Origin of the sequence: Nonomuraea sp. B19D2, from assembly GCF_040137845.1 — a bacterium.
Taxonomy (GTDB): domain Bacteria; phylum Actinomycetota; class Actinomycetes; order Streptosporangiales; family Streptosporangiaceae; genus Nonomuraea.
Window position 1 is genome coordinate 80,889 of record NZ_JBEFAK010000029.1, and the last position, 24,334, is coordinate 105,222.

General features: G+C 65.7%; 27 protein-coding genes and 4 tRNA genes. 11 read left to right on the top strand and 20 right to left on the bottom strand.

Going from position 1 to position 24,334, the window contains the following annotated elements:
* Nucleotides 1-4: 4 nt before the first annotated feature.
* The 5 genes from ABN273_RS39155 to ABN273_RS39175 form a co-directional block, all read right to left on the bottom strand.
* Nucleotides 5-799, bottom strand: coding sequence for a hypothetical protein (locus tag ABN273_RS39155; RefSeq protein ID WP_349454300.1), 795 nt, complete (start codon nucleotides 797-799; stop codon nucleotides 5-7).
* Between the two features lie 209 nt (nucleotides 800-1,008).
* Nucleotides 1,009-1,085 (bottom strand) — tRNA-Phe (locus ABN273_RS39160).
* A 5-nt stretch (nucleotides 1,086-1,090) separates the two neighbouring features.
* Nucleotides 1,091-1,165, bottom strand: a tRNA-Asp gene (locus tag ABN273_RS39165).
* Nucleotides 1,166-1,254: 89 nt separating this feature from the next.
* A tRNA-Glu gene (locus ABN273_RS39170) sits at nucleotides 1,255-1,327 on the bottom strand.
* Nucleotides 1,328-2,887 carry a metallophosphoesterase family protein gene (locus tag ABN273_RS39175; protein ID WP_349454301.1) on the bottom strand — a complete coding sequence of 520 codons (1,560 nt, stop codon included), beginning with the start codon at nucleotides 2,885-2,887 and terminating at the stop codon, nucleotides 1,328-1,330. It abuts the tRNA gene before it with no gap.
* A 33-nt stretch (nucleotides 2,888-2,920) separates the two neighbouring features.
* On the opposite strand from ABN273_RS39175, the gene ABN273_RS39180 reads away from it, so the two are divergent.
* Both ABN273_RS39180 and ABN273_RS39185 read left to right on the top strand, forming a co-directional pair.
* On the top strand, nucleotides 2,921-3,271 hold the full coding sequence (locus tag ABN273_RS39180) for a metallopeptidase family protein (RefSeq protein WP_397146389.1): 351 nt from the start codon (nucleotides 2,921-2,923) through the stop codon (nucleotides 3,269-3,271).
* Nucleotides 3,272-3,381: 110 nt separating this feature from the next.
* Nucleotides 3,382-4,644, top strand: a complete 1,263-nt coding sequence (locus ABN273_RS39185; protein ID WP_349454304.1) for an MFS transporter — start codon at nucleotides 3,382-3,384, stop codon at nucleotides 4,642-4,644.
* Here ABN273_RS39185 and ABN273_RS39190 read toward each other — a convergent pair whose 3' ends face one another.
* The gene (locus tag ABN273_RS39190) at nucleotides 4,645-4,929 is read right to left on the bottom strand and encodes a PspC domain-containing protein (protein WP_349454306.1); all 285 of its coding nucleotides are present in this window, start codon (nucleotides 4,927-4,929) and stop codon (nucleotides 4,645-4,647) included. It lies immediately after the preceding gene.
* Nucleotides 4,930-5,020: 91 nt separating this feature from the next.
* Here ABN273_RS39190 and ABN273_RS39195 point away from each other — a divergent pair, with 91 nt between their 5' ends.
* Both ABN273_RS39195 and ABN273_RS39200 read left to right on the top strand, forming a co-directional pair.
* Nucleotides 5,021-6,175, top strand: a complete 1,155-nt coding sequence (locus tag ABN273_RS39195) for an acyl-CoA dehydrogenase family protein (RefSeq protein WP_349454307.1) — start codon at nucleotides 5,021-5,023, stop codon at nucleotides 6,173-6,175.
* A gap of 49 nt (nucleotides 6,176-6,224) precedes the next feature.
* Nucleotides 6,225-6,300, top strand: a tRNA-Lys gene (locus ABN273_RS39200).
* 69 nt (nucleotides 6,301-6,369) lie between these two features.
* On the opposite strand, the gene ABN273_RS39205 is transcribed toward ABN273_RS39200, so the two are convergent.
* The 8 genes from ABN273_RS39205 to ABN273_RS39240 form a co-directional block, all read right to left on the bottom strand.
* Nucleotides 6,370-7,686 carry a tyrosine-type recombinase/integrase gene (locus ABN273_RS39205; protein WP_349454366.1) on the bottom strand — a complete coding sequence of 439 codons (1,317 nt, stop codon included), beginning with the start codon at nucleotides 7,684-7,686 and terminating at the stop codon, nucleotides 6,370-6,372.
* Nucleotides 7,686-7,868: a helix-turn-helix domain-containing protein gene (locus tag ABN273_RS39210; protein ID WP_349454367.1), complete on the bottom strand. Its 183-nt coding sequence runs from the start codon at nucleotides 7,866-7,868 to the stop codon at nucleotides 7,686-7,688. The genes ABN273_RS39205 and ABN273_RS39210 overlap by 1 nt, the downstream gene beginning before the upstream one ends.
* Nucleotides 7,868-9,439 carry a replication initiator gene (locus ABN273_RS39215; protein ID WP_349454308.1) on the bottom strand — a complete coding sequence of 524 codons (1,572 nt, stop codon included), beginning with the start codon at nucleotides 9,437-9,439 and terminating at the stop codon, nucleotides 7,868-7,870. The genes ABN273_RS39210 and ABN273_RS39215 overlap by 1 nt, the downstream gene beginning before the upstream one ends.
* A 59-nt stretch (nucleotides 9,440-9,498) precedes the next feature.
* Complete coding sequence (locus tag ABN273_RS39220; RefSeq protein ID WP_349454309.1) at nucleotides 9,499-9,654, bottom strand: hypothetical protein; 156 nt, start codon at nucleotides 9,652-9,654, stop codon at nucleotides 9,499-9,501.
* Nucleotides 9,651-11,081, bottom strand: a complete 1,431-nt coding sequence (locus ABN273_RS39225; protein WP_349454311.1) for an FtsK/SpoIIIE domain-containing protein — start codon at nucleotides 11,079-11,081, stop codon at nucleotides 9,651-9,653. Before ABN273_RS39225 ends, ABN273_RS39220 begins: the two co-directional genes overlap by 4 nt.
* 87 nt (nucleotides 11,082-11,168) lie before the next feature.
* Nucleotides 11,169-11,327: a hypothetical protein gene (locus ABN273_RS39230; RefSeq protein ID WP_349454313.1), complete on the bottom strand. Its 159-nt coding sequence runs from the start codon at nucleotides 11,325-11,327 to the stop codon at nucleotides 11,169-11,171.
* A gap of 157 nt (nucleotides 11,328-11,484) precedes the next feature.
* Nucleotides 11,485-11,766 carry a hypothetical protein gene (locus ABN273_RS39235; protein WP_349454314.1) on the bottom strand — a complete coding sequence of 94 codons (282 nt, stop codon included), beginning with the start codon at nucleotides 11,764-11,766 and terminating at the stop codon, nucleotides 11,485-11,487.
* On the bottom strand, nucleotides 11,766-12,176 hold the full coding sequence (locus ABN273_RS39240) for a plasmid replication, integration and excision activator (protein WP_349454315.1): 411 nt from the start codon (nucleotides 12,174-12,176) through the stop codon (nucleotides 11,766-11,768). The genes ABN273_RS39235 and ABN273_RS39240 overlap by 1 nt, the downstream gene beginning before the upstream one ends.
* A gap of 161 nt (nucleotides 12,177-12,337) precedes the next feature.
* On the opposite strand from ABN273_RS39240, the gene ABN273_RS39245 reads away from it, so the two are divergent.
* Entirely contained in the window at nucleotides 12,338-12,712 is a 375-nt protein-coding gene (locus ABN273_RS39245) for a hypothetical protein (protein ID WP_349454316.1), read from the top strand.
* Here ABN273_RS39245 and ABN273_RS39250 read toward each other — a convergent pair.
* Complete coding sequence (locus tag ABN273_RS39250) at nucleotides 12,697-13,389, bottom strand: GntR family transcriptional regulator (protein WP_349454318.1); 693 nt, start codon at nucleotides 13,387-13,389, stop codon at nucleotides 12,697-12,699. The two genes, ABN273_RS39245 and ABN273_RS39250, sit on opposite strands and share 16 nt — an antisense overlap.
* Before the next feature lie 222 nt (nucleotides 13,390-13,611).
* The gene (locus ABN273_RS39255; protein ID WP_349454320.1) at nucleotides 13,612-13,896 is read right to left on the bottom strand and encodes a hypothetical protein; all 285 of its coding nucleotides are present in this window, start codon (nucleotides 13,894-13,896) and stop codon (nucleotides 13,612-13,614) included.
* 348 nt (nucleotides 13,897-14,244) lie between these two features.
* Here ABN273_RS39255 and ABN273_RS39260 point away from each other — a divergent pair, with 348 nt between their 5' ends.
* The 3 genes from ABN273_RS39260 to ABN273_RS39270 all read left to right on the top strand — a co-directional run bounded on the left by ABN273_RS39260 (nucleotide 14,245) and on the right by ABN273_RS39270 (nucleotide 17,444).
* Nucleotides 14,245-15,627 (top strand): NsdA family TPR-like regulatory protein, encoded by a 1,383-nt coding sequence (locus ABN273_RS39260; protein WP_502911193.1) that lies wholly within the window; start codon nucleotides 14,245-14,247, stop codon nucleotides 15,625-15,627.
* Entirely contained in the window at nucleotides 15,624-16,166 is a 543-nt protein-coding gene (locus tag ABN273_RS39265; RefSeq protein ID WP_349454323.1) for a flavoprotein, read from the top strand. Before ABN273_RS39260 ends, ABN273_RS39265 begins: the two co-directional genes overlap by 4 nt.
* Nucleotides 16,167-16,580: 414 nt before the next feature.
* The gene (locus tag ABN273_RS39270; RefSeq protein WP_349454325.1) at nucleotides 16,581-17,444 is read left to right on the top strand and encodes a DUF3626 domain-containing protein; all 864 of its coding nucleotides are present in this window, start codon (nucleotides 16,581-16,583) and stop codon (nucleotides 17,442-17,444) included.
* Between the two features lie 165 nt (nucleotides 17,445-17,609).
* On the opposite strand, the gene ABN273_RS39275 is transcribed toward ABN273_RS39270, so the two are convergent.
* Together ABN273_RS39275 and ABN273_RS39280 are read right to left on the bottom strand one after the other, a co-directional pair.
* A complete protein-coding gene (locus tag ABN273_RS39275) occupies nucleotides 17,610-18,038 on the bottom strand; it encodes a tyrosine-type recombinase/integrase (RefSeq protein ID WP_349454326.1) in 429 nt (142 codons plus the stop codon).
* Nucleotides 18,039-18,077: 39 nt separating this feature from the next.
* On the bottom strand, nucleotides 18,078-19,139 hold the full coding sequence (locus ABN273_RS39280; protein ID WP_349454327.1) for an integrase core domain-containing protein: 1,062 nt from the start codon (nucleotides 19,137-19,139) through the stop codon (nucleotides 18,078-18,080).
* Nucleotides 19,140-19,383: 244 nt separating this feature from the next.
* Between ABN273_RS39280 and ABN273_RS39285 the strand changes: the two genes are divergently transcribed.
* Together ABN273_RS39285 and ABN273_RS39290 are read left to right on the top strand one after the other, a co-directional pair.
* Nucleotides 19,384-19,698 (top strand): hypothetical protein, encoded by a 315-nt coding sequence (locus ABN273_RS39285; RefSeq protein ID WP_349454328.1) that lies wholly within the window; start codon nucleotides 19,384-19,386, stop codon nucleotides 19,696-19,698.
* Between the two features lie 4 nt (nucleotides 19,699-19,702).
* Nucleotides 19,703-20,869 (top strand): hypothetical protein, encoded by a 1,167-nt coding sequence (locus ABN273_RS39290; protein WP_349454329.1) that lies wholly within the window; start codon nucleotides 19,703-19,705, stop codon nucleotides 20,867-20,869.
* Between the two features lie 780 nt (nucleotides 20,870-21,649).
* Here ABN273_RS39290 and ABN273_RS39295 read toward each other — a convergent pair.
* Nucleotides 21,650-22,252 carry a VOC family protein gene (locus tag ABN273_RS39295; protein WP_502911194.1) on the bottom strand — a complete coding sequence of 201 codons (603 nt, stop codon included), beginning with the start codon at nucleotides 22,250-22,252 and terminating at the stop codon, nucleotides 21,650-21,652.
* Between the two features lie 703 nt (nucleotides 22,253-22,955).
* Nucleotides 22,956-23,615 carry a TetR/AcrR family transcriptional regulator gene (locus tag ABN273_RS39300; protein ID WP_349454331.1) on the bottom strand — a complete coding sequence of 220 codons (660 nt, stop codon included), beginning with the start codon at nucleotides 23,613-23,615 and terminating at the stop codon, nucleotides 22,956-22,958.
* Nucleotides 23,616-23,720: 105 nt separating this feature from the next.
* Here ABN273_RS39300 and ABN273_RS39305 point away from each other — a divergent pair, with 105 nt between their 5' ends.
* The gene (locus ABN273_RS39305) at nucleotides 23,721-24,332 is read left to right on the top strand and encodes an NADPH-dependent FMN reductase (RefSeq protein ID WP_349454332.1); all 612 of its coding nucleotides are present in this window, start codon (nucleotides 23,721-23,723) and stop codon (nucleotides 24,330-24,332) included.
* Nucleotides 24,333-24,334 lie beyond the last annotated feature (2 nt).

Consider the following 24,334-nt stretch of genomic DNA (forward strand, 5'->3'; position numbering starts at 1 on the left):
GCCGTTATCGGGCGTGCTTCCATTTGGTCCGATCTCGGAGAACACGAACATAGTCGAACCCCTGATCTTCTAGCTGCCGCACGACCCACTGAGCAGCACGATCGTCGGGATCAAGTTCCCGCAAGTGGAATCGGAGGCTCTCGATAGCGTGCCGCTCACGAGTCTTGCGCCTCTTGGGGGAGAGATCCTGCGGAAGGTTGTGGCACACGTCCGCGATCATGCGCATGTGCTCCAGTTGCGTCAGTGCCGTGTCCGTTTCCCCCGCGGCCAACGCGCGCTTCACGAAGTGAGTGCCGGCTCGCAGCTCAATGAACCCCATGGCCATCAATACTCTGATGGCCTCCTGCGCCGACCCGCGTTCCAATCCGGCCGGCCGGTCACGTGCTGTCCGCATGTCTTCCAGAAAAGTGAAGCAGGAGCAATGGCCTTCACGTTTTTCGATGCAGTGTGGGTGCTGGCAACTGTGGTCGTGCCGGTGATCACGGGACCACACATGGAAGTCCCGCCTTATGTTCCTGGCGCGCCGCGCTGTCTGATACTCCTCCCATCGTGACAGCGTCTTGGGAAGCTGCTGGAAACGCGGCATCGGTACAGACCTGTTAAGACCGCTCTTGATGAGCGCACCGTCGTTCATTCTGAGCACCATGGCCGCAGAGATGCAGCCTTCTACGGGCACATCCCACGACCTACATGGCCAAGGAATCACATAGTGGGTTCCATCCGGAGCAAGGTGAGCAGCCAGAAGCTCGATGGCCTGCGGCTTGGCAGAGCGTGAGGTCTCACGCAGCAATTCGATCATCGTGGCAGTGTCGACGGCACGAACTGTCCGAAGCGCCCTGGGCAACACCGTGCCGTGATCCGGATCTTTCGCCAGAGGCCAAGGAAGTAACCACACGAGCATCAGCCTGCCACGGACGGGCCCAGCAGCGGAGGCGGCGACGTTGCTGTCAGAGGAGATCAAAAAGCCCCGAACGATAATCCGTTCGGGGCATTCTTGCTGGTAAACAATGGTGGTCAGGGGCAGGGTCGAACTGCCGACCTTCCGCTTTTCAGGCGGACGCTCGTACCAACTGAGCTACCTGACCCAGAGCGGTCCTGACGGGACTTGAACCCGCGACCTCCACCTTGACAGGGTGGCGAGCACTCCAAACTGCTCTACAGGACCTTGCGTTTCTTGCGGTTTGCGCTCGCTTAGCTTACCAGGTCTTCGGTGGTCTTCGACCAGCCGTTTTCCGGTGCGCCAAGCGCTCGCAGTGCCCCCAACGGGATTCGAACCCGTGCCGCCGCCTTGAAAGGGCGGTGTCCTAGGCCGCTAGACGATGGGGGCTCAGGATTCCCTGTCGCCTTCCGTCGGAGACCTCTGAAGCATAGGGGACGATTGCCCTTGATGCCAAAGCGGCGGACCGTTGGTCGGCGTTCGTGTGCCAGTGACCGATCCCGTTGGCGACGGGGCGCTCGTTGGCTCCGGAGAAATCATACGTTGTGGGTCGGGCTCCACGTGACGCTGGATGTACACCGACTGCTCCCCCAGGCCGCCCAGCGTGATGTCGTCCCATGCCTGCATGCGCTTGGTCTCCCTGTCGAAGTACAGGACCGAGGCCTGCATGGGGGTGGGCTGGGCGTGTTCGAGGGCGCGCAGGCCGGCGCCGCCGGTCGAGCCCTGGATGAGCATGCGGGTGCCCGAAGGGAGCAGGGTCGTCTTGCGGACGTGGGTGTGGCCGGCGAGGATCATGGGCGCCGCGCCGGAGAAGCCCTTGCCGACGTCCGGGTCGTGTACGGCGATCACGTCCGGCCGGCCGACCTTGGCGAGGTGGGAGCGGGCGAACTCGCCGAGTACGGCGGGATCTGAGTTGACCGCTACGGATTTGTCCGGGGTGAAGCGAGGATCCCCCAGGCCGTAGATCTTCAGGCCCGCCACCGTCTCCGTCTTGTTGTCGAGGACTATGGTGTTCTTCTGCTTCTCGACCGCTTTCTGGGTGACCATCGAGTCGTGGTTGCCGCGTACGTACACGTACGGAACCCCAAGACGGCCGATCTCATCCATGAACTTGTTCTCGGCCTTGGTGCCATGGTCGGAAATGTCGCCCGTGTCGATGATCATGTCCACCCCGAACTGGTCCTTGAGGGAGCGGATGACGTTCCAGGCGATGGGGTTTATATGGATATCGGAGACATGGAGGACTCGGATGGTCTTGGGGTCGGTGTCGTACAAGGGCAGGGTGGAGACGGTGTCGTAGAGCTTGGAGACGTTCGTGACGAGCTTGGTGAGTTGCGCCCTGTACGACTCGAAGCGGGTCACGATCGACTCGGCGCTGCCCACCAGTGACGGCGCGGCGGCGACGAGCCCCGAGTAGCGGGGCTCGACGAGCGAGCTCGGACGGAACGTGAGCGCGGCGAGGGCTCCCGTGCCCGCCAGGCCCACGGCGGCGGCCAGGAGGCCCAGGAAGGCCACTCTGGGCCGCCTGAAGACCATCAGGACCGCGATCAGCGCCCCCGCCCCCGCGCACAGGAGAGAGCGGATCACAAGCGCGCGCACGCCGTCCAGCAGGTCGCTCTCGATGAGGCCGGGCAGGCGGTCGGCCAGACGCGGGTCCTCTATGAAGGCTTTGGCGCGGTCCTGGTCGATGTTCTCGAGCGTGATGCGCAATCGCAGCGGCGCGTCGTGCGTGCGGAACGTGAGCGTGCCGAGCGGGCTGGCGTCCACGACCGTCTCGCCGTGCCAGGCCGGGCGGAGTGACATTCCGGTCTCCACCGGACCGACCTGGGCGCGTACGGTGCCGCTGAGGAAGATCCCCATCCAGGCACCCACGGCCGCGACGAGGAGCACCGCCGCCGCTCTCGCCGTCCTGGAGTTGATGATTGCCTTTGTCCTGTGAGCGAACTTCATACAGTCTCTTGCCTACCCGGGTGACGAGGCAGAATGGCAAGCGTGATCGAGGTTACGCGGGAGAAGTTCGAAGAGCTCGTGTCCGAGGCATTGGACACAATTCCTCCTGACCTCACCCGCGCCATGAGCAATGTCGTCGTGACGGTCGTCGATGACCCGCCGGAGCCCCACCTGCTCGGCCTGTACACCGGTGTCCCCCTCACCGAACGCGGCGACTGGTACTCAGCAGTCCTGCCCGACCGGATCGAGATCTACCGCAACGCGATATGCCAGATTTGCGATACGGAGGAGGACGTGGTGGACGAAGTGCGCATCACGGTCATCCACGAGGTCGGGCACCACTTCGGCATCGACGACGCGAGACTTCACGAGCTTGGCTGGTAACCCTTTGCTTTTGGTTCGCTGCTTTGGGTTGCGGCTTGCCATAATGATCGGGCACCTTAGGTAACACACCGAGCACCGTAAGTCAGGCACAGCGGAGTCCAATGGGGGCCATGCGGGCGCGACGGCCGCAGGGACGGCATCGCCGTGCCGAGGACCAAGCCACATACCGAGAAGTCATTGCCATCAGGGAGTTCAGGGCGCTCTGGTACGGCCAGGGCCTTTCGCTCCTGGGCGACCAGCTCGCGCAGGTGGCACTCGCCGTACTCGTCTACGAGCGCACGCGCTCCCCGCTGGCCACGGCCGCGGTGTACGCGCTGACGTACCTCCCGTCGATCGTGGGCGGGCCACTGCTGGCCGGCCTGGCGGACCGGTTCGCGCGCAGGGGCGTCATGCTCACGTGCGACCTGATCAGGGCCGTGCTGGTGGGCGTGATGGCGGTGCCCGGCATGCCGTTCTGGGCGCTGTGCGCGCTGGTGTTCCTGGTGGTGCTGCTCAGCGCGCCGTTCTCGGCCGCGCGCGCCGCGCTGCTGCCCGAAGTGCTCGAAGGCGACCGGTACGTCATCGGCTCGGCCCTCCAGAACATGACGAACCAGGCCGTGCAGATGCTCGGTTTCGCGGCGGGCGGAGCGGTCATCGCGACCTTGGGCCCCTACCGGGCGCTCGCTCTGGACGCCGCGACGTTCCTCGGCTCCGCGTTGATCCTGATCTCGGGGGTACGGCGCCGCCCCGCCGCGAACCACGACGGCACGAAACCGTCCATGTGGACCATGACCATGGCGGGAGCCCGGCTCGTGTTCGGGTCGCGGCAACTGCGGACGCTTGTCCTGTTCGCGTGGTTGTGCGGCTTCTACATCCTGCCTGAGGGCATCGCGGTGCCGTACGCGGCCAAGCTCGCCACGGGGACGCTGCCGGTTCCCATGATCACCGGGCTGCTGATGGCGGCGATGCCGACCGGAACGGTCGTGGGGGCGTTCCTTTTCAGCAGGTTCGTGGGGCCGGAGCGGCGGATGCGGCTTATGGGGTGGATGGCCATACTGAGCTGCGCGCCGCTGATCGTGACGGCACTCCGGCCGCCGCTCGCCGTGGTGCTCGCGGCGTGGGTTCTGTCGGGGATCGGTGGGGCGTACCAGCTCGCGGCCAATGCCGCCTTCGTCCAGAACGTTCCGGCCGAACGGCGCGGCCAGGCGTTCGGCCTCGTGCAGTCGGGCCTGATGGCCGTACAGGGGATCGGGATCTTGGCCGGCGGGTTCGCGGCGGAGAGACTCGGTCCAGAGCCGGTGGTCGCGCTGGCCGGGATAGCCGGGGTGATCTGCGCGACCGTGCTCGCCCTGGTCTGGACCGGGTCCCGGGAACGCGTGCCCGCCGCGGCCTGATCACGGCTGCGGCTTGTGCTCGCCGCTCCAGTCCGTTCTGCTGCGGTCCTGCTGCTTGTTGATCAGGTCCTGCACGATCGAGGTGTCGCTGTCCTCGTCGGGCATGAGGAGCCAGCCGATCGCGTACACGCCGACGCCCAGTCCGCCGAAGAGCGTCGCGATCGCCAGCGCGATGCGCACCAGGTTGGCGTCGATCCCGACGTACTCGCCGATGCCGGAGCAGACGCCCGCGACGATCCTGCCCTTGTGAGTCCGGCGCAGCTTCTTGACGTTGTATTCGCTCATGCCCCAAGACTGCCCGTCCGCCCGGTGTTCGCACATCAGGATTCCCCCTGGTAGAACCCTGGTAGCCCCCTATGTGAGGAAGGGACCCGCGATGGACGACCTGCTTCGCCTGGACGACCGGCTCGACGCCGACCAGCGGCTTATCCGCGACACGGTCAAATCATTCGTTTCCGACCGCATCCTGCCGTACGTGGGCGACTGGTTCGAGAAGGCTGTCTTCCCGGCGCGCGAGCTCGCGCCCGAGCTCGGCTCGCTCGGCCTGCTGGGGATGCACCTGGAGGGATACGGCTGCGCGGGAACGGACGCGGTGTCGTACGGGGTGGCCTGCCGCGAGCTGGAGGCCGGCGACTCGGGCCTGCGCTCCTTCGTGTCGGTCCAGGGCTCGCTGGCCATGTTCCCCATCTGGCGATATGGCTCGGATGAGCAGAAGGAGGAGTGGCTGCCCCGGATGGCCGCCGGGACGGCGATCGGCTGCTTCGGCCTGACGGAGCCGGACCATGGCTCCGATCCCGCCAACATGCGGACTTATGCCAAGAAAGACGGATCCGACTGGATCCTGAACGGCTCCAAGATGTGGATCACCAACGGCTCCATCGCCGACGTGGCCGTGGTGTGGGCGCAGACCGACGAAGGCATCCGCGGCTTCGTCGTACCGACCTCCACCCCCGGCTTCTCCGCCCCTGAGATCCACAAGAAGCTGTCCCTGAGGGCCTCGGTCACCTCGTCCCTCTACTTCGACGACGTCCGCCTGCCCGCCTCCGCCGTCCTCCCGGGCGTCGTCGGCCTCCGCGGCCCTCTCTCCTGCCTCTCGGAGGCCCGCTTCGGCATCGTCTGGGGCGTCGTGGGCGCCGCCCGCGCCTGCCTGGAGGCGGCGGTGGAGTACGCGAAGACGCGCGTCCAGTTCGACAAGCCGATCGGGGCGTTCCAGCTGACCCAGGAGAAGCTCGCCTGGATGTACGTCGGCGCCGCCCAGGCGGGACTCACCGCCCTCCATCTGGGTGCGCTGAAGGACGCGGGGCAACTGGAGCCGCGGCAGATCAGCTTCGGCAAGCTGGCCAACGTACGCGCCGCCCTGGACATCGCCCGCCAGGCCCGCTCCATCTTGGGCGGGAACGGGATCACGCTGGAGTACCCTGTGATCAGGCACATGAACAACCTGGAGTCAGTGCTGACGTACGAGGGGACGCAGGAGATCCACACGCTGGTGCTGGGGGAGGCGCTGACGGGCCTGGCCGCTTACCGGTGATTTAGGCGTCGCGGGCAGGGCGGTAATCTCTGTACCCTTGCTGTTGCGAGGGGCGTTAGCTCAATTGGCAGAGCTGCGGACTTTTAATCCGTAGGTTCCGGGTTCGAGCCCCGGGCGCCCTACCACCAACGACCTGGGCGGACTCCCCGATCTCCATGATCCGGAAGCCCGCCCAGTTGCATTTCCAGTTGCAGTTAGCCCCAGAGAGCCCGGCCCATGCGAGCTGCTGCTTCGGTTGAGAGTGTCGCTGTGATGTGGGTGTAGCGCTTGGTCGTGGTCAGTTGTGAGTGACCGAGGATTTCCTGAACGACGCTGATGTCCACGCCCTGTTCGATGAGGAGAGTCGCGGCGGTGTGGCGAGCGTCGTGGACACGGGCGTCGTTCTCGACTTCGGCCAGGCGGAGGAGTTCCTTCCATTCGTCCCAGTCCTGGCCGGCGTCTATTGGGCGTCCGTCCTCGTGGCACCAGACGAGGTCATAGTCCTGCCACCGCTCCCCCGCGGATTCTCGTTCGGCCTGCTGGGTCTGCTGGTGAAGCTTGAGGAGCGGGATCAGCGGGGGCGGGATCATGATGGTTCGCTTGCTCTTGCCCTTGGGCTTCACGAAGGCCCAGCCGCCTACCCGCTCAGGGCAGGAGGGCGCGTGCTTGGCGCAATCCGGAGCGCAGAACTTCTGTCCTTCCTTGTTGCATATGTGCTTCCGGCCGGAAGTGCGCTTGGCCTTGGGACAGTCTTCCGGGCAGGGGTAGTGGTGGAGCCTTTGGCCGCAGGCGTGCGGGTCCTTGCAGCCGTGGCGGTAACGCTGGTGCTTGATCTGCCAGAAGACGCGGATGACGCCTCGCTTGAGGTCCACGTACTTCCAGCGCAGGCCGAGCGCTTCACATTGCCGAAGACCGAGCGCGAGCGCCACGGACCAACGGGTTCCGTTCCTCCGGTGATTGGCCGCATCGAGGACGTCTCGGGCCTCGTCGGCGTCCAGCGGTTCGATCTCGACGTCCTCAGCGGTAGGTGCGTCGATGAGCGTGCAGACGTTGCGGGCGACCTTCTCTCTGCGCACCGCGATCTTGAGCGCGCGAGAGAGGATCCGATGGATCTGCACGATCGTGTTCTGGGCGAGGCCCTGTTGTGCGAGGTAGGCGTAGAAGGCGTCCAAGTGCTCCGGCCGTAGCCGGTCGAGGCGATGGGCGCCGAGGCGCGGGATGATCCAGTGTTCGGTTTTGGGCCGGTAGGTGCTCTGTAGGGTGTGCTCGCTGACCTTGAGAGGCGCGATCTCATCCAGGTACGTACGCATCCACTCGGCGACGGTGGGAGCGAGCCCCGGCTTGTCGGACCTGCCGGAGTCCCGTTTCTGCTCCAACTCGCGGACCTTGCGAGTCACCTCGGTTTCGGTGTCGCCGATCCGATGGCGGCGATCGGGTGTGCCGTCGTCCTTGACGCCCATGGTCACGTAGCCGTGCCACTTGCCGTCCTTACCGAGGAAGATCGAAGAACGGCCGTTGGGCTTGCGCGCCATCACGCCGCCTCCTTGCTTTCCAGGTCACGGGCGAAGTCCAGCAGGGCGGCAGCAGGGATCAGGCGGTATCCGTCACGCTTGATCGACCGGAGTTCGCCGGTCTTGATCAGTCGGAAGATGGCCGTACGGCTCATGCCCAGGACCGTGGCCGCGTCGTTCGGCCGGTAGAAGAGTCGTTCCATCACGCCGCCCTCCCTTCCGTTGCCGAAAGATCTTGACCGTCGGCTCTGGCCTGGAGTTCGGCCATGTGAGCGCGCCAGCGTTGCCGCTCACGGACGGATCGCAGAAGCCGTACCGCGAGTGGGGCCACGTTGGCATCACCGGCTGGGACGGGCTTCCAGACGTAGCGGTGCGGGTCTATGGGCTCGTCGGCCTTGCCGAGGGCTTCCAGGACCCAGGTACGGCGGTCCTGCTTGTGCTCGGCCAGGGTCTTGTTCGACCACTTGCGGGACACCAGGACGCGGCGGCCTGCGTAGCCGAGGTGTTCGGGCTTGTGAGCCTTGGACCGGCACCGGCCGGGGGCCATCCCGGCTTTGGCGCCTTTGGGCTGGACTCCGTAGCGCAGCCAGTTCGGGCAGGTCGGCGAGCAGGGCTCGTAACGCAGGGCATCGACGAAGCGAGCCGCGTGCTCCTGCCGGGCCTGGCCGTTGAGTCCATCGCCGAGACTCTTGGTCAGGTATTTGGACAGGTATCGGATGCACTGGTCGGCGTCCTTTGTGCCCGCGAGCACGCCCTTGACGTCGACCTGCTCACCGAAGCGGATCACATGCAGCGGCTCGGCGTCCTCATCGGTGTCCAGTTCGTCGAGGGCCTCGTCCCACGTGGGCAGGACTTCGCCGGTGTCCGGGTCGAGGTAGCCGGCCCCGTCCTGCCAAACGGGCATGTGCTCACCCTCGAACTGCACTTCGTCCACGGAGGGCCACCACACCTGGTGATAAGTGGCCGCCGCGATCTGCTTGATCTCCGCTCGCGGCAGCGTCCCGCGGATAGCCATGTGCAGATGCGGCGCGAGCCGCTTCTGCGGCTCCACGGTGGCGAAGTACTGCACGTCGAAGCCCGCCACGCGGCGCAGGTTCTGCACGAACCGATCCACCAGCTTGGAGAAGTGCAGGGCATCGCGAGCTGCCCGCGCGTAGTCGTACGTGTCTGGATCGACCGGCGCACCATCACAGACCTTGCCATACGAGGGCAAGGTGAGCGTGACGAACAGCGAGGGCCGATAGGTCCTCCCGTCCGGGGCCTGGAAGGTCCGGCCCAACGTCGTGTGCGCCATCCTCCGCTTGGGCAAGTCCGGAGCGTCCTGCCGCCGCCGAGTCGAGCGCGAGCGCTTGGAGGTCGTCGCCCGACCCAGCACGCTCCCCCGCATGCCCGCCGCGTTGATCTCCTGATCCAAGCCCTTGATCACCGCGTCCAAGTCGGTCGTGTCACCGCCGTCTCGATCGGTGTCGTCGCGCTGGGCCTGGATGTCAGCACGGAACTCGACCAGCCAGCGCTGTTCCTCGCTCGGCTCGTCCGGGGTGATCGTCGGTTCCTCGTCCAGGTGCCAGCCCTCGCGGCATTGGGCCTTACGCAGTTGCTTGTTGCGCTTGGCGCACGGCGGACACTTGTCCTCTATCGGCGAGCCGCACGGGACATCAATGATCTCCCACTGACCGGTGTGAGTGTCGAGTCGCTTCAAGGCGATCGGGCGGACGCACACCCCGTACTGGATGGCGACTTGCTCGGCCACCTCACGCGCGAGAGGTTGTGCCATGCGCACAGCCCGAGGCGTGGCGCGGGATGGCGCTGCGACCGCCGGCCGCTCCGTTTGCGTCATTGATCCTCCTCCTCGCCGATCTCGGGAAAGATCAGCGCCGACTGTCCGCACTCACGGCACTCGACCAGCGCCCGGGACGGGTCGAGCCAGAGCATGTTGAGGGTCTTGCAGGTCGAGCAACGCAGACCATCCAGGACGTGGGCCAGAGTCATCGAGCCTCACCGCCCTGTGTGGCGAAGCTGGCGACCATGGCGCGGACGTCGGTGTCGGAGACGTAGGCCGCGCGGACCCGTACCGGGTCGGGACTGGTTTCCAGTCGGACGTAGCCGACGCCCGCGCCCAGAGCGGGATTCGAGGAGATCCGGTCAGCCAGCGCGCCACGGTCGCGTGCGCCGTCGCCGAGGACCATGTCCACCTGTTCGGACTCGTCCAGCCGGAGGGCTATCTTGTCGGGGAACAGGTTGCGGATGGTCATGACCTCCTTGCGAGGGTCCTGGAGTGCCGCCAGGACGCCGACGCCGACCGCACGGCCCTGGGTGGTCAGGGTGGCCAGTGCTGCCGAGACGCGGCGCTTGAGGTCCCTGTCGGATTGGTACGCGGTCAGGAACGCGACCTCATCGACGATGACCAGGATGAACGGATCAGCCACTGTGGGAGCGTGGGAGCGCTGGACGCCGCCGAAGCGCGCGGCCCGCTCCTGCATGACCTTGACGGCCTGCTCCAGCAGGTCGGCGCACTCCTCTGGAGTGGCGGCGTAATGAGGGCCGAACAGGGCACGCCCGAACGAGAGCTCCATCAGCTTGGGGTCTAGCGCCCAGATCTCGACCAAGCCCGCCCGTAGCGCAGGAAGTAGCGCGCGGATGGTGGACCAGATGATGGAGCCTTTGCCCGCTCCGGTGGCGCCGGCCACCAGCACGTGTGTGCCGAGGATCTTCAGCAGCCAAGGGGAACCGTCCTCTTGCCTGCCGATCTCGACCGGTCCGACGGTCGGCGCGGTGGGGATGGGGAGCGCCTGTATCGGCGTGGCCAGTGGATCACGGCGGGGGAAGGTCAGCACCAGTCGACCCGCCTTGACGACCTGGACACGGCAGGAGGGTGCGCCGAAGCCGTGTGCGAGGTGGTCGGTGCGGTCGGCCCAGTCCTTGACGGCTTGCCCGTCGAGCATTCGTATGGTGACGGTGTCGGCCCAGGCGTTGCAGGTGACCTTGCCGAGTCGGGGCAGGTAGTCACGGCCTCGTAGGTGTCGACCTAGCCCAGAGATGATCATGACGGGTTGCCAGTAGCGGCGGTAGACCCAGATGAGCCGCCACCAGGCCAGCAGTCGCCAGCCGACCCAGTGAGTGAACGAAGCGCGATCGATGACGGCCCAGGTGATGAGCCCTACTGGGACCGGCGCGACGAGAAGGAGCGCGGTTTGCCAGCCGTACAGCCAGCACAGCGCGGACGGCACCGCCAGGACCACGGCGACAATGGGGTGCCGAGAGATCGTACGGACGAGCCCAGCGAGCACCCGCCAGGTGAGGATGACGATGGTGACGATGGCGGGGGTTGTGACGACGGCCGGGCGGAAGACGACGGCCGTGTCCGGGGTGGTGGAGACGAGGTTGCGCGCCTCGTCGCCGGGAAGCCTGCGGAACATAAGCTTGGTGCCTCTCGTGATGTGGAGTCGTGGGAGAACCGAGGGGCCGCCGGAAGTTGGCGCTTCTGGCGGCCCCGCCTTGCGTGGTCAGGCCGCCGTGTCGGTGGCGGTCTTGCCGGTGGCCGACTGGTCGGTGTGCAGACGCTCGCAGTCGGCCAGGTAGCGAGCGGCAGCGTTGAAGATCTCGCGGGCGGTGGCCAGGTCGGCGTCAGTGACCCGTCCGGCGCCGGTGGTGGAGATGTGCACGTTGGCCTCGTGCGAGGTGAACTCCAGGAACGGGCCGGGTTGCTGAGCAGCAGCCCGGAGCTGACGCGCAGCTTGGGCGTGTAGAACGAAACACCCAGATGCGGGGCGTCGTCCGGTCGCATGGACAGCGTGATATAGGTGTACGGACCGAGGTTGCTCATGCGGCCCTCCCCCTGGCAGTCGCCTCACGGGTGCCGTCCAGGGCGAGCAAGGAGCGCTCGACCGATCGGGCGTAGCGGGTGGCCTCGTGGGCGAGTTGGCGCGCGAACGTCAGGTCCTCTGCGGTCACCGGACCTGCGGTGGTGACCAGGACGCAGGTGGCTCCGAAGTCGAGCGCCAGCATGGGCTCACGGTGGCCGTAGGGGTGGAGCAGGGTCCGGGCGGTCCGGCCGGTGGTCAGCCGGATCACGCTGGTTCGAGGGGTACGGCGACGGGTCATCAGGCGGCGTCCTTTCCGGCTTTGTTCGGGGTGCTCTGGCGGGGAGCGTGCATCTCGCGGACCTTGATCGAGTAGGCGAGCCGGCCGGCGGCGTTGACGTACGGGGTGATGGACATGCCGTCGAACTCGACCGGCGTGAACGGCAGGCCCGGCATCGGCTGCGGAGGTACCGGCTGGACCGGAGCGAGGATCTTGACCGCCACGGTCTTCTGGGCGGGCTTGAGGGTCGGGTCGCCGTCCATGACCGCGACCTGCCAGACCAGCTCTGCGGTCTGCTTGTCGCGGGCCTGCACGAACCGGCCGTTGGACGAGGCGTCGAAGTCCTTGACGGGCTCGACCTCGCCGACGATGTAGCAGCCGTGCGGGAAGACCATGGCGAAGGTGACGGGGATGGGACCTTGCAGAGCCATGACGGCCCCTTTCTTGGATGTCAGGCACTTGACCTATCAAGTGATGCTCTGAAGATACGACTCGCAAACTTGCTACGTCAAGTTACCTAGCTGGAGTGACACACCTCTTACCGATCCGGTAGACACAGGCCCTCACGATCAAGGAGGAGCCGCAGGTGTACGTGAGGTTTCAAAGCCCCAGCCCCAACGCGCGAGGGGTCCATCCCGGCGTGTTCGGCCTCATCAACGGCCTTGCCAAACGAGGGCGGCTCTCACCCGAGGAAGAGCGCTTCAAGACTGAGAGCCACGCTTGGTATCACGCGAACCTGATCGACCCCAGCGACGTGGACCCCGACATCTACAACCGGGACCGCAACCCAGGAGCCACCGCCTGGTTCAAGCTGTCGGCCGGCCATCTCATCGACCGGGTCTCCGGCTACCTAGAGATTCTTGCCGTACACGAGGTGGCATGCGTACGCGTCGAGATGGCCGACCCCGGCAACGTGATCTACGAGGACGCGCACCAAGTCATCGTCGTGCCCTACCGAACCGGGTAGGCGTCTTCCAACTCGTGACGGTCGGCCGGAAGGAGCACCTCCACCACGACCAGGGGACGACCGGAGGCATCCCGGACAGCCCCGAAGACCGCCAGGAGCGGCACGTTCTTGGGCATGCCGAGCTGCTTGACCTCCTGAGCGGTGGGCATGCGGGCGGTGATCTGCTCCACGATGTGATCGAAGCGGACCCCCTTGCGGGACTGGAGATGCTGCCGGATGCCCTGCGGCAACGGCTCGCCGCTCGTCAGGTCAGTGCCCTCCGACAATTCCAAGGGCAGCCACAGCGAGACCAACTCGCTCGGCTCGCCATCACGGGCGACCAGACGTCGACGCAGGAACGCCTTGCTCTTAGGCTGCGCCTCCAGCAACGCCGCCACCCGATTGGGCAGCGCGACGGCACCGGCCTCGACCAGCTCACCGGGAGCATTGGTCTCTGGATTGGTCAAGTACGCCTGCCCGGGGCGGTTGGGCTCCACGGCCGCCATCGCAGGACGGCCACGCACGAAACGCCCCTTGCCCTGCTGCGACTCGATCCAGCCCTGCTCACGCAGCACCCGCAACGCGGCGACAACTGTGGGGCGCGAGACGCCGAACTCCTGGATGAGCTGGTGTTCGCTGGGGAGGAGAGAGCCGGGCGGGTAGGTCCCCGACTCGATACGCCGTTGAAGCGCCTGCACAAGCTGCGCATACTTCGGAGGCACGGACTCTAGCGACATTCTGACCGTCCAACACCCGACAGGTTGTTTTACCAAGTTTGAGCGTATCCTGGCGTAGGCCGTGTGTCCACGCTGGTTGCTGACGCTGCCCCAGCCTGGGTGAACGATGAGACGCGACGAGCCAGGGAAAAGCGCACCCAGCCCCGCCGGCCAGCGCTCTGTCACTGCCTCGCCGCGCCTGTCTCAGCAACCCTTGATGTACTCGGCCAGGATCGAGGCCGCGCCCTGCGGATCGTTGGCCGGGTGCCGCTTGTTCGCGTCCTGCCAGGAGTAGTAGGCGCCGCCGCGCCCGACGAACACCGACACCGGCAACCCTGGATCGGGCCGGGCAACCATCAGTGCGCTGTTGTTGTCGCGTAGTTCCGCATTCACACCGAGGGCGGTGAGCTCATCACGCAGCCGCACAAGCTTGCGCTCCGCGTCCCATCGCATGACATCCGCCGCCAGTTCGGCCGCGATCGGCTTCATCTCCCGCTCCCTTCGGCCTGGCCTCTTCCGAGGCAGTCGAGACACTCCCGCTCCCCAATCCGTTCGGGCTCCTCCCCGTCGTTGCCGATCAGGAGATCGCGGCGTGAGCTCTTCAGCTTGTAACCGCGCCCCCGACACGCAGGGCAGAGCCTTGCCTCGCTGTTCTCGTCTGGCCGGGTCACCGTCGCCATCTCCTTGCGAGTCGTTCGGTACTCCCTGTGGCGGAAGTCCGCTTGACGTACCGTGGTTGATTGATGGCAAGTCCACCGGCAAATCAGAATCAGGGGACCCGCTAAGAGGCCCCCCTCTTAACCCCTTTTCGATCCACCATCGGAAAGCAGGCCAGGTATGCCCGAGGCAACACCCAATGTGCTACTTCGGAACTGGCGACAGCAGGCCGATTTGTCCCGCGCCGAAATGGCGAAAATGGTCAACCTCACCAAGAGCGGGATCAAGTACAACCTCGCCTGTGACGAGGAGCGCATACGCCGCTGGGAGGCGGGCGAGGTCACATGGCCGCGCGAGCCGTACCGACTGGCCTTGACCGAGGTCACCCACCTGAACCCGGAAGACCTGGGCTTCGTGCCCACGAAGCGCACCCGCGCGCACGTGGATTCCCGCAAAACGGTTGATACCCTTGCAAATGCACCACGCGCTGTGAATCTCGTCGAAACAGGAGAGGACGAGAACGTGCGACGCCGCGAATTCGTCGGCCTCACCGGGGCCGCCCTGTTCAGCTCAGTAATCGGACAGCCCAGCCCCACCGAGGACACCGGCCTCAATATCGAAAGTCTCGCCGCCGCACTCGTCGATTACTCCACTCCCGCAGACGACCCGATCGATCTCGACGCACTCGCCGCCGCAGTAAGCACCGCCAAGCGCAACTACCAGGCATGCCGATACGCCCAGGTGACCGCCAAACTGCCGGCCCTGCTCAGCAAACTCCGCGCAGCCTGCACCACGCTGTACGGCGACGACCGGCTACGCGCACACATGCTGTGCGCCGAGGCGTACCACGTGACCGCCTCCATCCTGATCAAGCAGGAGGACAAGGGCCTCGCCTGGCTCGCCGCAGACCGCAGCGTCCAAGCCGCGCACGCCAGCCAGAGCCCTCTCATGATCGGCTCAAGCTCCCGCATCATCACCCATGCCCTGATGGACGGAGGCCACCACCGCGCCGCCACCGACGCCGCCCGCAGCGCGGCCCAACGTATGGACGCCGACCTCACCACCCCGTCTCCCGACGACCTGTCGATCTACGGGTCTCTGCTGCTCCGCGGAGCGGTCGCCGCAGCCAACGCCGGTGACCGGCACAACACCGTCGAACTCCTCGACGAAGCCGCCGAAGCAGGCACACGACTCGGCCACGACGCCAACCACATGTGGACCGCATTCGGCCCGAACAACGTCCTGTGCCACCGCGCCAACGTCGCGCTCCGCCTGGGAGACGCCGGCACCGCCATCGACTACGCCCGCCAGGTCGAGCTGGACCAGCTCCCGATCAACGAACGCAAGGCCACGCTGCTACTCGACACCTCCCGCGCGTTCCTCATGTGGAATCAGCACGCCAAGGCGTTGTACATCTTGCGCGCCGCAGGCGAGATCGCCCCCGAGGAAATCACCGGTCGTCCCGCGGCGCTCCGGCTGGTACGTGACATCCTGGCAACCGCCCCTATCAGCGTCCGCCGTGAAGCCCGCGAGTACGCGGCCACCCTGGGAGTCATCGCGTGACCCAACCCGGCAAGGTCCTCTACATCATCGTCTGCGCCGCAGGACCCGCCCCCCACGTCGGCCGCCTCGTCACCCTCGCCCAAGAGCAAGACTGGACCGTCCAGATCATCGCCACCCCGCCAGCCCTCAACTTCATCGACATCCCCGCGCTGGAGAAGCAGACCGGGCACCCCGTCCGCAGCCAATACCGCAAGCCGGACGAGCCGAAATCACCTCGCGCCGACGCGATCATCGTCGCCCCCGCCACGTACAACACGATCAACAAGTTCGCCCAAGGCATCGCCGACACCTACGCCCTAGGAGTTCTCTCCGAAGCCCCAGGCTTGGGCATCCCGGTTGTCATCTTGCCGTTCGTCAACAGCGCCCTTGCCTCCCGCACACCGTTCCGCCGCAGCATCGGGGACCTACGCACCGATGGTGTGCGCGTCCTGCTCGGCCCAGATCAGTTCGAGCCGCATCCGCCGAGTTCGGGAGGCGACCTCATCGACGCCTACCCCTGGAAGCGCGCACTCACAGAACTTGCCGAATTGATCTCATAGGGATCAAGGCGGCGGCGCGGCGCGCCGCCGTACCCCCGGCCCTCCGCCCGCCCGCCGTCCGGGCGTGCGGCCTGGGGGCCGGTCCCGGACGGCGGCGGGACACCGGGCCGGCCGCCGCACGCCAGCCGCGCCGCACCGACCGAACGCACTGGCAGGAGTTGCCGCACCGCCGCACAGATACAGCCCTCACGATCGCCACGGCAGGGCTGATCGCCGGACATGGCTGGGGGCGATCGAAGATCCAGGGTTCGTTCCTCACCCTGGATCACCGGGGAACAGGGCTGATCACCGTGGTCAATCCGTTCGTAGGTTGCTGAGGAGGCGTTGGATCTTGCCTCCGACTGTGGTTCTCCCAACCAGCCATGTCCCTACTACCGGTACGGTCCTAAAGCGCGGCCAGCCATACTTGAGTCGATGTCCCAGTCACCGCAGGAACGAGCTCTTCGCCATGTCGCAGCCCTGTCGTCAGGAATACCGCTCGACGATCAGGCGCGTGTAACGCTGAACTTTCACCCCGATCGTCATGTAGGCGGACGGCACATTCTGGTCAAGCTGGCGGACGACGGCGTCTACCATTCCCAGTTCGTCACTGGCACCAGCAACGGTGGATTGACAGCTCATCCCGGAGGTGACCGCTGGCGCTGGGAGAGCCGGATCTTCGGCGGCGCATACGACCGTGCTCCCGCTCACGAGCGGCCCGTCTACGGCGCACTGAACTTTCGGCGCAAGGCCGTCGGTGCCGCCCCGCGGTTTGGATCCGCCCACTTCAGGTTGAGTGCCGAGACTCTTTCACGAGCCACCTTCTGCTACCCGGACAGCGCCCTCGAACCAACGGCGTTCGGCGTCGCAACCCACATGGCGCTCATCGAATTGGCCGAGGCCGACAGCCAAGACGCGCTGGATGACTACATCGAAGCCCAGGTACACGGGCGAGTCCGGCTCGACCGTGATGTGGAGGCACTGGTCTTAGACCCAAGCTTTCGCGGCACGGCCGTGGAAGACGCCGCTCATCGGCTCGGCTGTCCGATTGAATGGCACGCCGGATTCCGGGTCACCATTGAGCAACTGCGACGCTACCCGGATTACCGCGGACAGGAGTACGTCGATCTAGGCGCCGAAATCGCCGTAGAAGGGCAGCTCGATCCCCGCATCATCGGCGAGGCAGCCAGCACCGGCCGGTACGACGCTCAGGCGCTCAAGAAAGTCTGGCACTACCTGGCGCGTTTCGGATCCCCACTTGGAAGAGACGGGGAGACGTTGGACGTGATCAGCACTTGATCACCTTATACAGCGAGGTTGCGGTTTGGGTTGCAATACGAGGCCGTCCAGAGCGGTTCAAGGTGGACCGCGCAGGCCCGCTGACCTGCATTGAACTGTCTGGAACCATGATCGGCCGAGCTTTTAATCCGTAGGTTCCGGGTTCGAGCCCCGGGCGCCCTACCATCATTCACCACCCCTGACCAGGGGCGTTACTTCGCCCCCGGAATCCGTAGCACCGCCGGTCACCTCTTGGGAGACCGAAGGGAGACCGCCAGTTTTGGACGCCCCCCGAGGAACGAGCGCGGCGGACGCCTCCGCGGCCTCGTGGGCGAGTTCCGGGAGCACCGTCGTGTAGACGTCGTCAGCGAGCCGGGTCGTGCTGTGGCGCAGCATCGCGGCGACCATCTTCGTGTCGGAGCCGGCGGCGTACAGGAGCGTGGCCGCGCAGTGCCGGAGGTCGTGCAGCCGGATCGGCGGCAGGTCGGCCTTGAACGCCAGGATCGAGAACAGCTCGCTGACCCACGCCGGGTGCAGCTCGGCGCCGTTCTCCTGCGTGAAGATGCGGCCCGTGTTGATCCACGCCTCGCCCCATTCCAGGTTGTAGGGCGCCAAAAAGCGTGCGAGGCGTTGAGCTGGGGTTTCTCCGACAAGCTATGCGGCTCGACGGTACTCGTTGATCACCCCTCCGAGTACCTTGTACCGTTCGATTCGGCCTTCCATCGGCACCATCTCATGCTCATCGTTATCAGGAGGTCGTTGTCCACGAGCCTGATGCGGCCGATGCGCGTTGTAGTGATCGCGATACTCGTTCAGGACCGAGCGAACGTGACGTTCGCCGTAGATCAACATGCGATCGGCGGACTCAGCGCGCACCGTACGGATCCAGCGCTCGGCATAGCAGTTCGCCCTTGGCGTCCGCGGAGGAGTCTTCAACACCGTGATGCCCACGGCGGCGAACACCTCGTCGAAGGCGGCGGTGAATTTGGCGTCCCGATCGCGGATGAGGAAGCGGAACGCTTCTGCGCGCTCTCCGAGGTCGATCAGAAGGTTGCGGGCCTGCTGAGCGGTCCACGCGCTGGTCGGGTGGCAGGTCACGCCCAAGACGTGCACGTGTCGCGTGCGGACCTCCATCACGAACAACACGTACAAGCGCTTCAGAAAGATCGTGTCAACATGGAAGAAGTCGCAGGCCAGGAGGCCTTCGGCCTGCGATCGCAAGAAGCTCCGCCAGGAGGTGTCGAGATGTCGGGGCGCAGGTCGGAAACGGTAGGAGCGCAGGATGCGGCGCACGGTCGCCTCGCTGACTTGGATGCCAAGCCGCACCACCTCGCCGTGCACTCGTCGATGGCCCCACCCTGGGTTCTCCCGCGCCAGGCGAATGATCAGGTCCCTACTCTCCTGGCTCGTTCGTGGGCGTCCGGGCCTATGCGGGTAGGTCCAGGCCTGGCGCAGCAGACGGCGATGCCACGCCAGTAAGGTCGCCGGGGTGACCAGCCGATGGGCGCGCGGTATCGCCGGCAACCATCGGGCCAGCGCCGCGAGAACGGCCCGATCGGCCCAGTCCGGCTTCGGCCGTCCGATCTGACGGCGCAGCACCGCCACCTCGTGACGCAACACCATGATCTCCGTGTCCTTCGACGCCTGGCTGCGGCCCAGCAACATCAGCCAACCGAAGACCCGGAGCGCGATCAGATAGACCAGGCGGACAAACACAAGACGCGATCTTGTCTACAGAGACGGACCCCGTCAAACCACAGGTCAGAGCCATCGTGACTGCGTTTTGACGCGGTACAGGCTGCTTCGCCTACGCTCTCGCCAAGGACCTCGACCAGCCCTTGCTCTTCAAAGGCGAGGACTTCCCGCACACCGATGTCACCCCGGCACAGCCCTGACGGGCAACAATCCCCTTGCCCGAGGGTGATCACAGGGGTTCCTTGCGGGAGTATCGTGTGCTGCTGTGGCTCGCCGACTCCCTGACGATCATCTGGATGAGCTGATCGAGCAGGCGATTGTGGACGCCTACACCGATGATGAGCAGCTCTCCGGCTTCCAGGTGATGATCGGCGACAACCTGGCGGTGCCGTTCGAGACGACCGTGCTCGGCCTGCAGGTCACCGTCACCGCGATCGACTTCCTGGTCGGGAGCGGTATCGTGGCGATCTGCCGACATGGCAAGCACAAGCAGGCGATCGGCATCCTCGACCTGCCACTGCCCGTTCCGCCACCGGCCGGAGCCGAATGGATTCAGGCGTTCCGGCGCTGGGCCGGGTGAGAGCGTGAGCGGGTACCAGTACTACGAATTCCTAGCCATCGACCGGCCGCTCACCGACCAGCAGCAGGCCGAGGTTCGTGCCCTGTCCACCCGGGCCCACATCACCGCCACCAGCTTCACCAACGAGTACCACTGGGACGACTTCCACGGCGATCCGCGGCGCATGATGGAGCGCCACTACGACGCGCACCTGTATCTGGCCAACTGGGGCACCCACCGGGTCATGCTCCGCCTCCCCGAGGCCGTGCTGAAACCCAAGCAGGCCGAACGCTACTGCGTAGGCGAACAGGTCAGCGCCTGGACCAGCAGCGAACACCTCATCCTCGACTTCACCAGCGAGGCAGAGGAGGAGTACTGGGAAGACGACGTCGAACGCTCGCTGTCGGCGATCGTCGGCATCCGCGCCGAGCTGGCCGCCGGCGACCTGCGTCCGCTCTATCCTGCCTGGCTGTCGGCGTACGGGACACGGGAACGTGACGAGGACGCCTACGACTACGAGGAAGAGGACGAACTGGCGCCGCCCGTCCCGCCCGGGCCGGGTTCGCTCAGCGCGCCGCAACGTGCCCTGGCCGACTTCCTGCGCCTGGACGACGACCTGCTCACGGCCGCCGCCGCGGCCAGCCGGCCGGCGCAACCCGTACAGCACGATCGAAAGGCCCTGGCCGCCTGGATCGGCGCTCTGCCCGCCAAGCGCAAGGACGCGCTGCTGCTGCGGGTGGTCGAGGATGACGCCGCGAGGGTTCGCTGGGAACTGCTGGGCGAGTTCGGGGGCGAAACCACCGACCAGGAGGTGGAGACGGGGCGAACGGTCGCCGAACTGCTGGACACCGCCGCCGCCCGCCGCCACGCCCGCGAGCAACAGGAGTCGGCCCGGCGCGCCGAAGAACAGGCCCGTCTGGAACAGGAGCGACGGCGAGCCCGGGAACTCCATCTGAACCGACTCGCCCACGACCTCGACGCAGCGTGGGACCGGGTGGAGGCCTCCATCGGCACCAAGAAGCCCCGCGAGTACGACCAAGCCGTCGATCTCCGCCGCGACCTGCACGCCCTGGCGATCCGCGACGAGCATGTCGGCAGCTTCGCCCAGCGCCTCACCCACCTCCGGGACCGGCACCAGGGCAAGCCCAGCCTCATCAAGCGACTCAACGACGCGGGCCTCATCGCCGAGTGACCGGCGACTTCCAGGCCTGGCAATCAGCGATCCGCGCCACCGAGATTCACGTAGCCACTGCCCGACCATTCGAGGACAAGCCAAAGGAGTACACCAGCGATCAGGCCATACTCATCGTCGCCGTCATGGGCCATATCCGACACGCCACACAGAGCAGTCGGGTTATGACGCGAGCGGCTGGATCACGCATCCCGGCCAGCCAATAGAATGAGAATGCGCATGGTCAAGGGATGCCATCCGTCCCATGGTTGCTCGTTGGATGCTCGTCGGCACCTGATACGGCATAGCACCGGGCGGCATTCTCGGACATTTCGAGTGCGGGCAACCCATGACACCGCGGCACAATGAGACACGATTTGATAGTGGGCGGCATTGAGAACTGCGGCTTTTAATCCGTAGGTTCCGGGTTCGAGCCCCGGGCGCCCTACCATCCTCCGCCTCGAATCCTGCTTCTGAGCTGGGGTTTCGCCGTAGGGCGGCTCGTGCCCCGTAGGCAGTCGCAGGCCGCCCGGAGCAGTCGTATGCCACCCTTCCCGGAATATACGCGGAATGGATCTTGGCGTGTCTCCCCAGGTCGAGATAGCAATTCGGATGCGCTCTTCGGAGATTCCGCGACAATGGCGAAGGACCCCCGAGGTGTCCCGAGGTCCTTCTGTGCGAGGTCCTGCTACGCGGTATCAAGCGGCGGCGCGGTGCGAAGGGAGAGCTGACGGACAGCCTTCCCCGTGGGAGCCGATCAGCAAGTCAGGTCTGTGTCGCGTTCAACGAGGTAGACGTTCGTCAGCTCAGGCAGAACTCGTTGCCCTCGATGTCCTGCATCACGAGGCACGACTCGTTTTCTTCATCGGCGGGCAGGAGCCGCACGCGTTTCGCGCCGAGAGGGATCAATCGTGCGCATTCGGCCTCGAGGGTTGCCAGGCGCTCTGCACCGACGAGTCCGGTGCCGACCCGCACGTCAAGGTGCAGCCGATTCTTGACGACCTTGCCTTCGGGGACGCGCTGGAAGTACAGCCGCGGACCGACACCCGAGGGGTCGCTGCATGCGAACCATGAGTCCCGCTGCTCGGGCGGCAGCGTGCGATTGAAGTCGTCCCAACTGGCGAACCCCTCAGGCGGTGCCGGCGCGGCATACCCCAACACCTCGCACCAGAAGCGACCGACACGCTCAGGTGAAGCGCAATCGAAGGCGACTTGAATCTGCTTAACGGATACCATGGGAAAATCCTTCCATAGATCACTATGCATACCGTAATCGCCCACCGTGCACCCCGGCCGGATTGGCGAAGTCCTGAAAAGATCCACAGCGCCAGTCTGAACGCCTCGCCCGTCGAAGGTTGCGAGATAACCTTCGTTATCTGGCAAGACCAAGATCGAAATGGCCATGGTGAGCAGGGAATCATCCCTCGCCTTGCGCGATCCTGACGCCGACGACTCCGACGACGAGGATTGATGGGGATGCCCCCGCGCCGGGTCCCGAACATCTCCGCGCCCAGGGGGTGCCCGTCAAGGACGAGGACGTATGGGCAGTTCCATCAGGGTCGGGTGCGCGCTGAAGGCGGTCGTCCAGGTAAGCAAGATCCGGAACATGTGCGGATTGTGACCAGCAGTCGACCAGGACTACGGCACGAAACCCAAGGTCATAGCCACAGCGGCCCGAAGATGGACCTTCCACTTTTAATCCGTAGGTTCCGGGTTCGAGCCTCCGACCTGGGGTTTCTCGATCTTCTCAGGCCTCCGCGCGAGAAGATGATCTCGGCTGGTTTCTCTGATGTTGCTTGCGTGCACGGACTGCGCTCGCGCGTCGGGCACGGTAGATCGTTTCGCCGCCTAATGCATGGACAGGCCTCTCGGACGGTCAAGGGAAGGCCAGCTTAGAAGGGTCGAGACAGCCGCTGCTCCATGCACACGTGTGGCTGTGACCTTTATTCTTTGGCGAGAACATGATCCACCATTACGGGTGCTTCTTCGTCTTCCCGACCCCGTTCGCTTCCTTAGAAGACCGACCGTCACCTCACGAGATCATCCAACTTGATCAACTATTAACCGAGCCCGGCGAACTGCGAAGAGCCAGTAAACCACCCAAGTTTCACGCTTGTTCGGGTGCGCTGGTTCCGTGCAGATGGCCGTACAGGAACGCGTGGACTCCAGCGGTGACCGTCTCGGTGATCTCTTCGGCGGACAGGGTGGCCTGATGCGTCGGCAACCCGGCCGATACGAGCAGCATGAGGTGGAGCGCCGCGCGATCAGGGTGGTCGATGCGCAGCACCCCTTGCTCCGCCAACCGGCGCAAGTGTCCGGCCAGCTCGCCGCGGACCCGCCGCGGCCCGGTCTCCTGCCAGGCGTCGATCGCTTCCTGGGGGATGTGGCCCACTTCAGCGTTGATCTGCCTGATCAGGGAGAAATGGGCGGCGCTGTTAGGTCTTGGCGTCACCCAGTCCCGCCCGAACTCGATGAGGTCGGCCTCCACGTCGGTGACCTTGCGCAGGTGGCGCTCGATGGTGGCGATCTGGACGTCGGCCGCCCGGGTGGCGCTCTCCTGAATGACAGCCAGGAACAGCTCGGCCTTGTCGGCGAAGTGGTTGTAGATGGTCCGCGTGGACACCCCGGCCTCGGCAGAGATCGCGTCGATGCTGGCACGGGTGTAGCCATCGCGGGCGAACACCGTCAGAGCGCCGTCCAGGATCGCCTGCCGCTTGCCGGACAGCCCCTTGCGAGGGCGAGTCGTCGTCGCGTTTTCCCTGGTCATCCTAGGTCCTCCCGCATAATTACAGTCATCGTTTTACTTTTTGCCATATACGTTGTACTTTACCTCATGTCGCAGTCTCGCGGCACACCATGAGGAGAGACACGCATGATCAGGATTGCTATCGTCATCGGCAGCACCCGCCCCCGCCGCCGGACCGCGGTCGTGGCCCGCTGGGTCGCCGAGGTCGCCGCCCGCCACGCCGCCGTCACCGCGGGAGAGGCCACCTTCGAGGTCGTCGATCTGGCCGAATACGGCCTGTCGGTGCTGGACGAGCCCCTGCCCGCCCTGTTCGGCGACTACCACCACGCGCACACCAACCAGTGGGCCCAAACCATCGAGTCCTTCGACGGCTTCGTCTTCGTCACCCCCGAGTACAACCACTCGGCCGCCGCCGCGCTGAAGAACGCAATCGACTTCCTGTTCGCCGAATGGAACAACAAGGCAGCCGGTTTCGTCAGTCATGGCGTCCACGGCGGCGTACGCGCCGTCGAGCACCTGCGGCAGGTCATGACCGAACTGCAGGTGGCCAACGTGCGCACCCAGGTCGCGTTGTCCGCCTTCACCGACTTCGAGATCATCGACCCGGCCGAGCCGGGCACCATCGCCCCAGGCCCGCACCAGGAGCCGACCCTGAACGAACTGCTCGACGAGGTCATCGCCTGGTCCCGGGTGCTCAAGCCGCTGCGTGAGACGGCCGGTCGGACGGTGGCGGCATGAGC

What these genes read in the sequence shown, in the direction of transcription:
- ABN273_RS39305 (WP_349454332.1), top strand. Translation starts at nt 23,721, where the DNA reads ATGATCAGGATTGCTATCGTCATCGGCAGCACCCGCCCCCGCCGCCGG.
- ABN273_RS39215 (WP_349454308.1), bottom strand. Translation starts at nt 9,439, where the DNA reads ATGGCACAACCTCTCGCGCGTGAGGTGGCCGAGCAAGTCGCCATCCAG.
- ABN273_RS39220 (WP_349454309.1), bottom strand. Translation starts at nt 9,654, where the DNA reads ATGACTCTGGCCCACGTCCTGGATGGTCTGCGTTGCTCGACCTGCAAG.
- ABN273_RS39225 (WP_349454311.1), bottom strand. Translation starts at nt 11,081, where the DNA reads ATGTTCCGCAGGCTTCCCGGCGACGAGGCGCGCAACCTCGTCTCCACC.
- ABN273_RS39210 (WP_349454367.1), bottom strand. Translation starts at nt 7,868, where the DNA reads ATGGAACGACTCTTCTACCGGCCGAACGACGCGGCCACGGTCCTGGGC.
- ABN273_RS39235 (WP_349454314.1), bottom strand. Translation starts at nt 11,766, where the DNA reads ATGACCCGTCGCCGTACCCCTCGAACCAGCGTGATCCGGCTGACCACC.
- ABN273_RS39270 (WP_349454325.1), top strand. Translation starts at nt 16,581, where the DNA reads ATGTCCCAGTCACCGCAGGAACGAGCTCTTCGCCATGTCGCAGCCCTG.
- ABN273_RS39175 (WP_349454301.1), bottom strand. Translation starts at nt 2,887, where the DNA reads ATGAAGTTCGCTCACAGGACAAAGGCAATCATCAACTCCAGGACGGCG.
- ABN273_RS39240 (WP_349454315.1), bottom strand. Translation starts at nt 12,176, where the DNA reads ATGGCTCTGCAAGGTCCCATCCCCGTCACCTTCGCCATGGTCTTCCCG.
- ABN273_RS39260 (WP_502911193.1), top strand. Translation starts at nt 14,245, where the DNA reads ATGCCCGAGGCAACACCCAATGTGCTACTTCGGAACTGGCGACAGCAG.
- ABN273_RS39180 (WP_397146389.1), top strand. Translation starts at nt 2,921, where the DNA reads ATGGCAAGCGTGATCGAGGTTACGCGGGAGAAGTTCGAAGAGCTCGTG.
- ABN273_RS39295 (WP_502911194.1), bottom strand. Translation starts at nt 22,252, where the DNA reads ATGGCCATTTCGATCTTGGTCTTGCCAGATAACGAAGGTTATCTCGCA.
- ABN273_RS39255 (WP_349454320.1), bottom strand. Translation starts at nt 13,896, where the DNA reads ATGAAGCCGATCGCGGCCGAACTGGCGGCGGATGTCATGCGATGGGAC.
- ABN273_RS39205 (WP_349454366.1), bottom strand. Translation starts at nt 7,686, where the DNA reads ATGGCGCGCAAGCCCAACGGCCGTTCTTCGATCTTCCTCGGTAAGGAC.
- ABN273_RS39185 (WP_349454304.1), top strand. Translation starts at nt 3,382, where the DNA reads ATGCGGGCGCGACGGCCGCAGGGACGGCATCGCCGTGCCGAGGACCAA.
- ABN273_RS39190 (WP_349454306.1), bottom strand. Translation starts at nt 4,929, where the DNA reads ATGAGCGAATACAACGTCAAGAAGCTGCGCCGGACTCACAAGGGCAGG.
- ABN273_RS39195 (WP_349454307.1), top strand. Translation starts at nt 5,021, where the DNA reads ATGGACGACCTGCTTCGCCTGGACGACCGGCTCGACGCCGACCAGCGG.
- ABN273_RS39155 (WP_349454300.1), bottom strand. Translation starts at nt 799, where the DNA reads ATGATCGAATTGCTGCGTGAGACCTCACGCTCTGCCAAGCCGCAGGCC.
- ABN273_RS39300 (WP_349454331.1), bottom strand. Translation starts at nt 23,615, where the DNA reads ATGACCAGGGAAAACGCGACGACGACTCGCCCTCGCAAGGGGCTGTCC.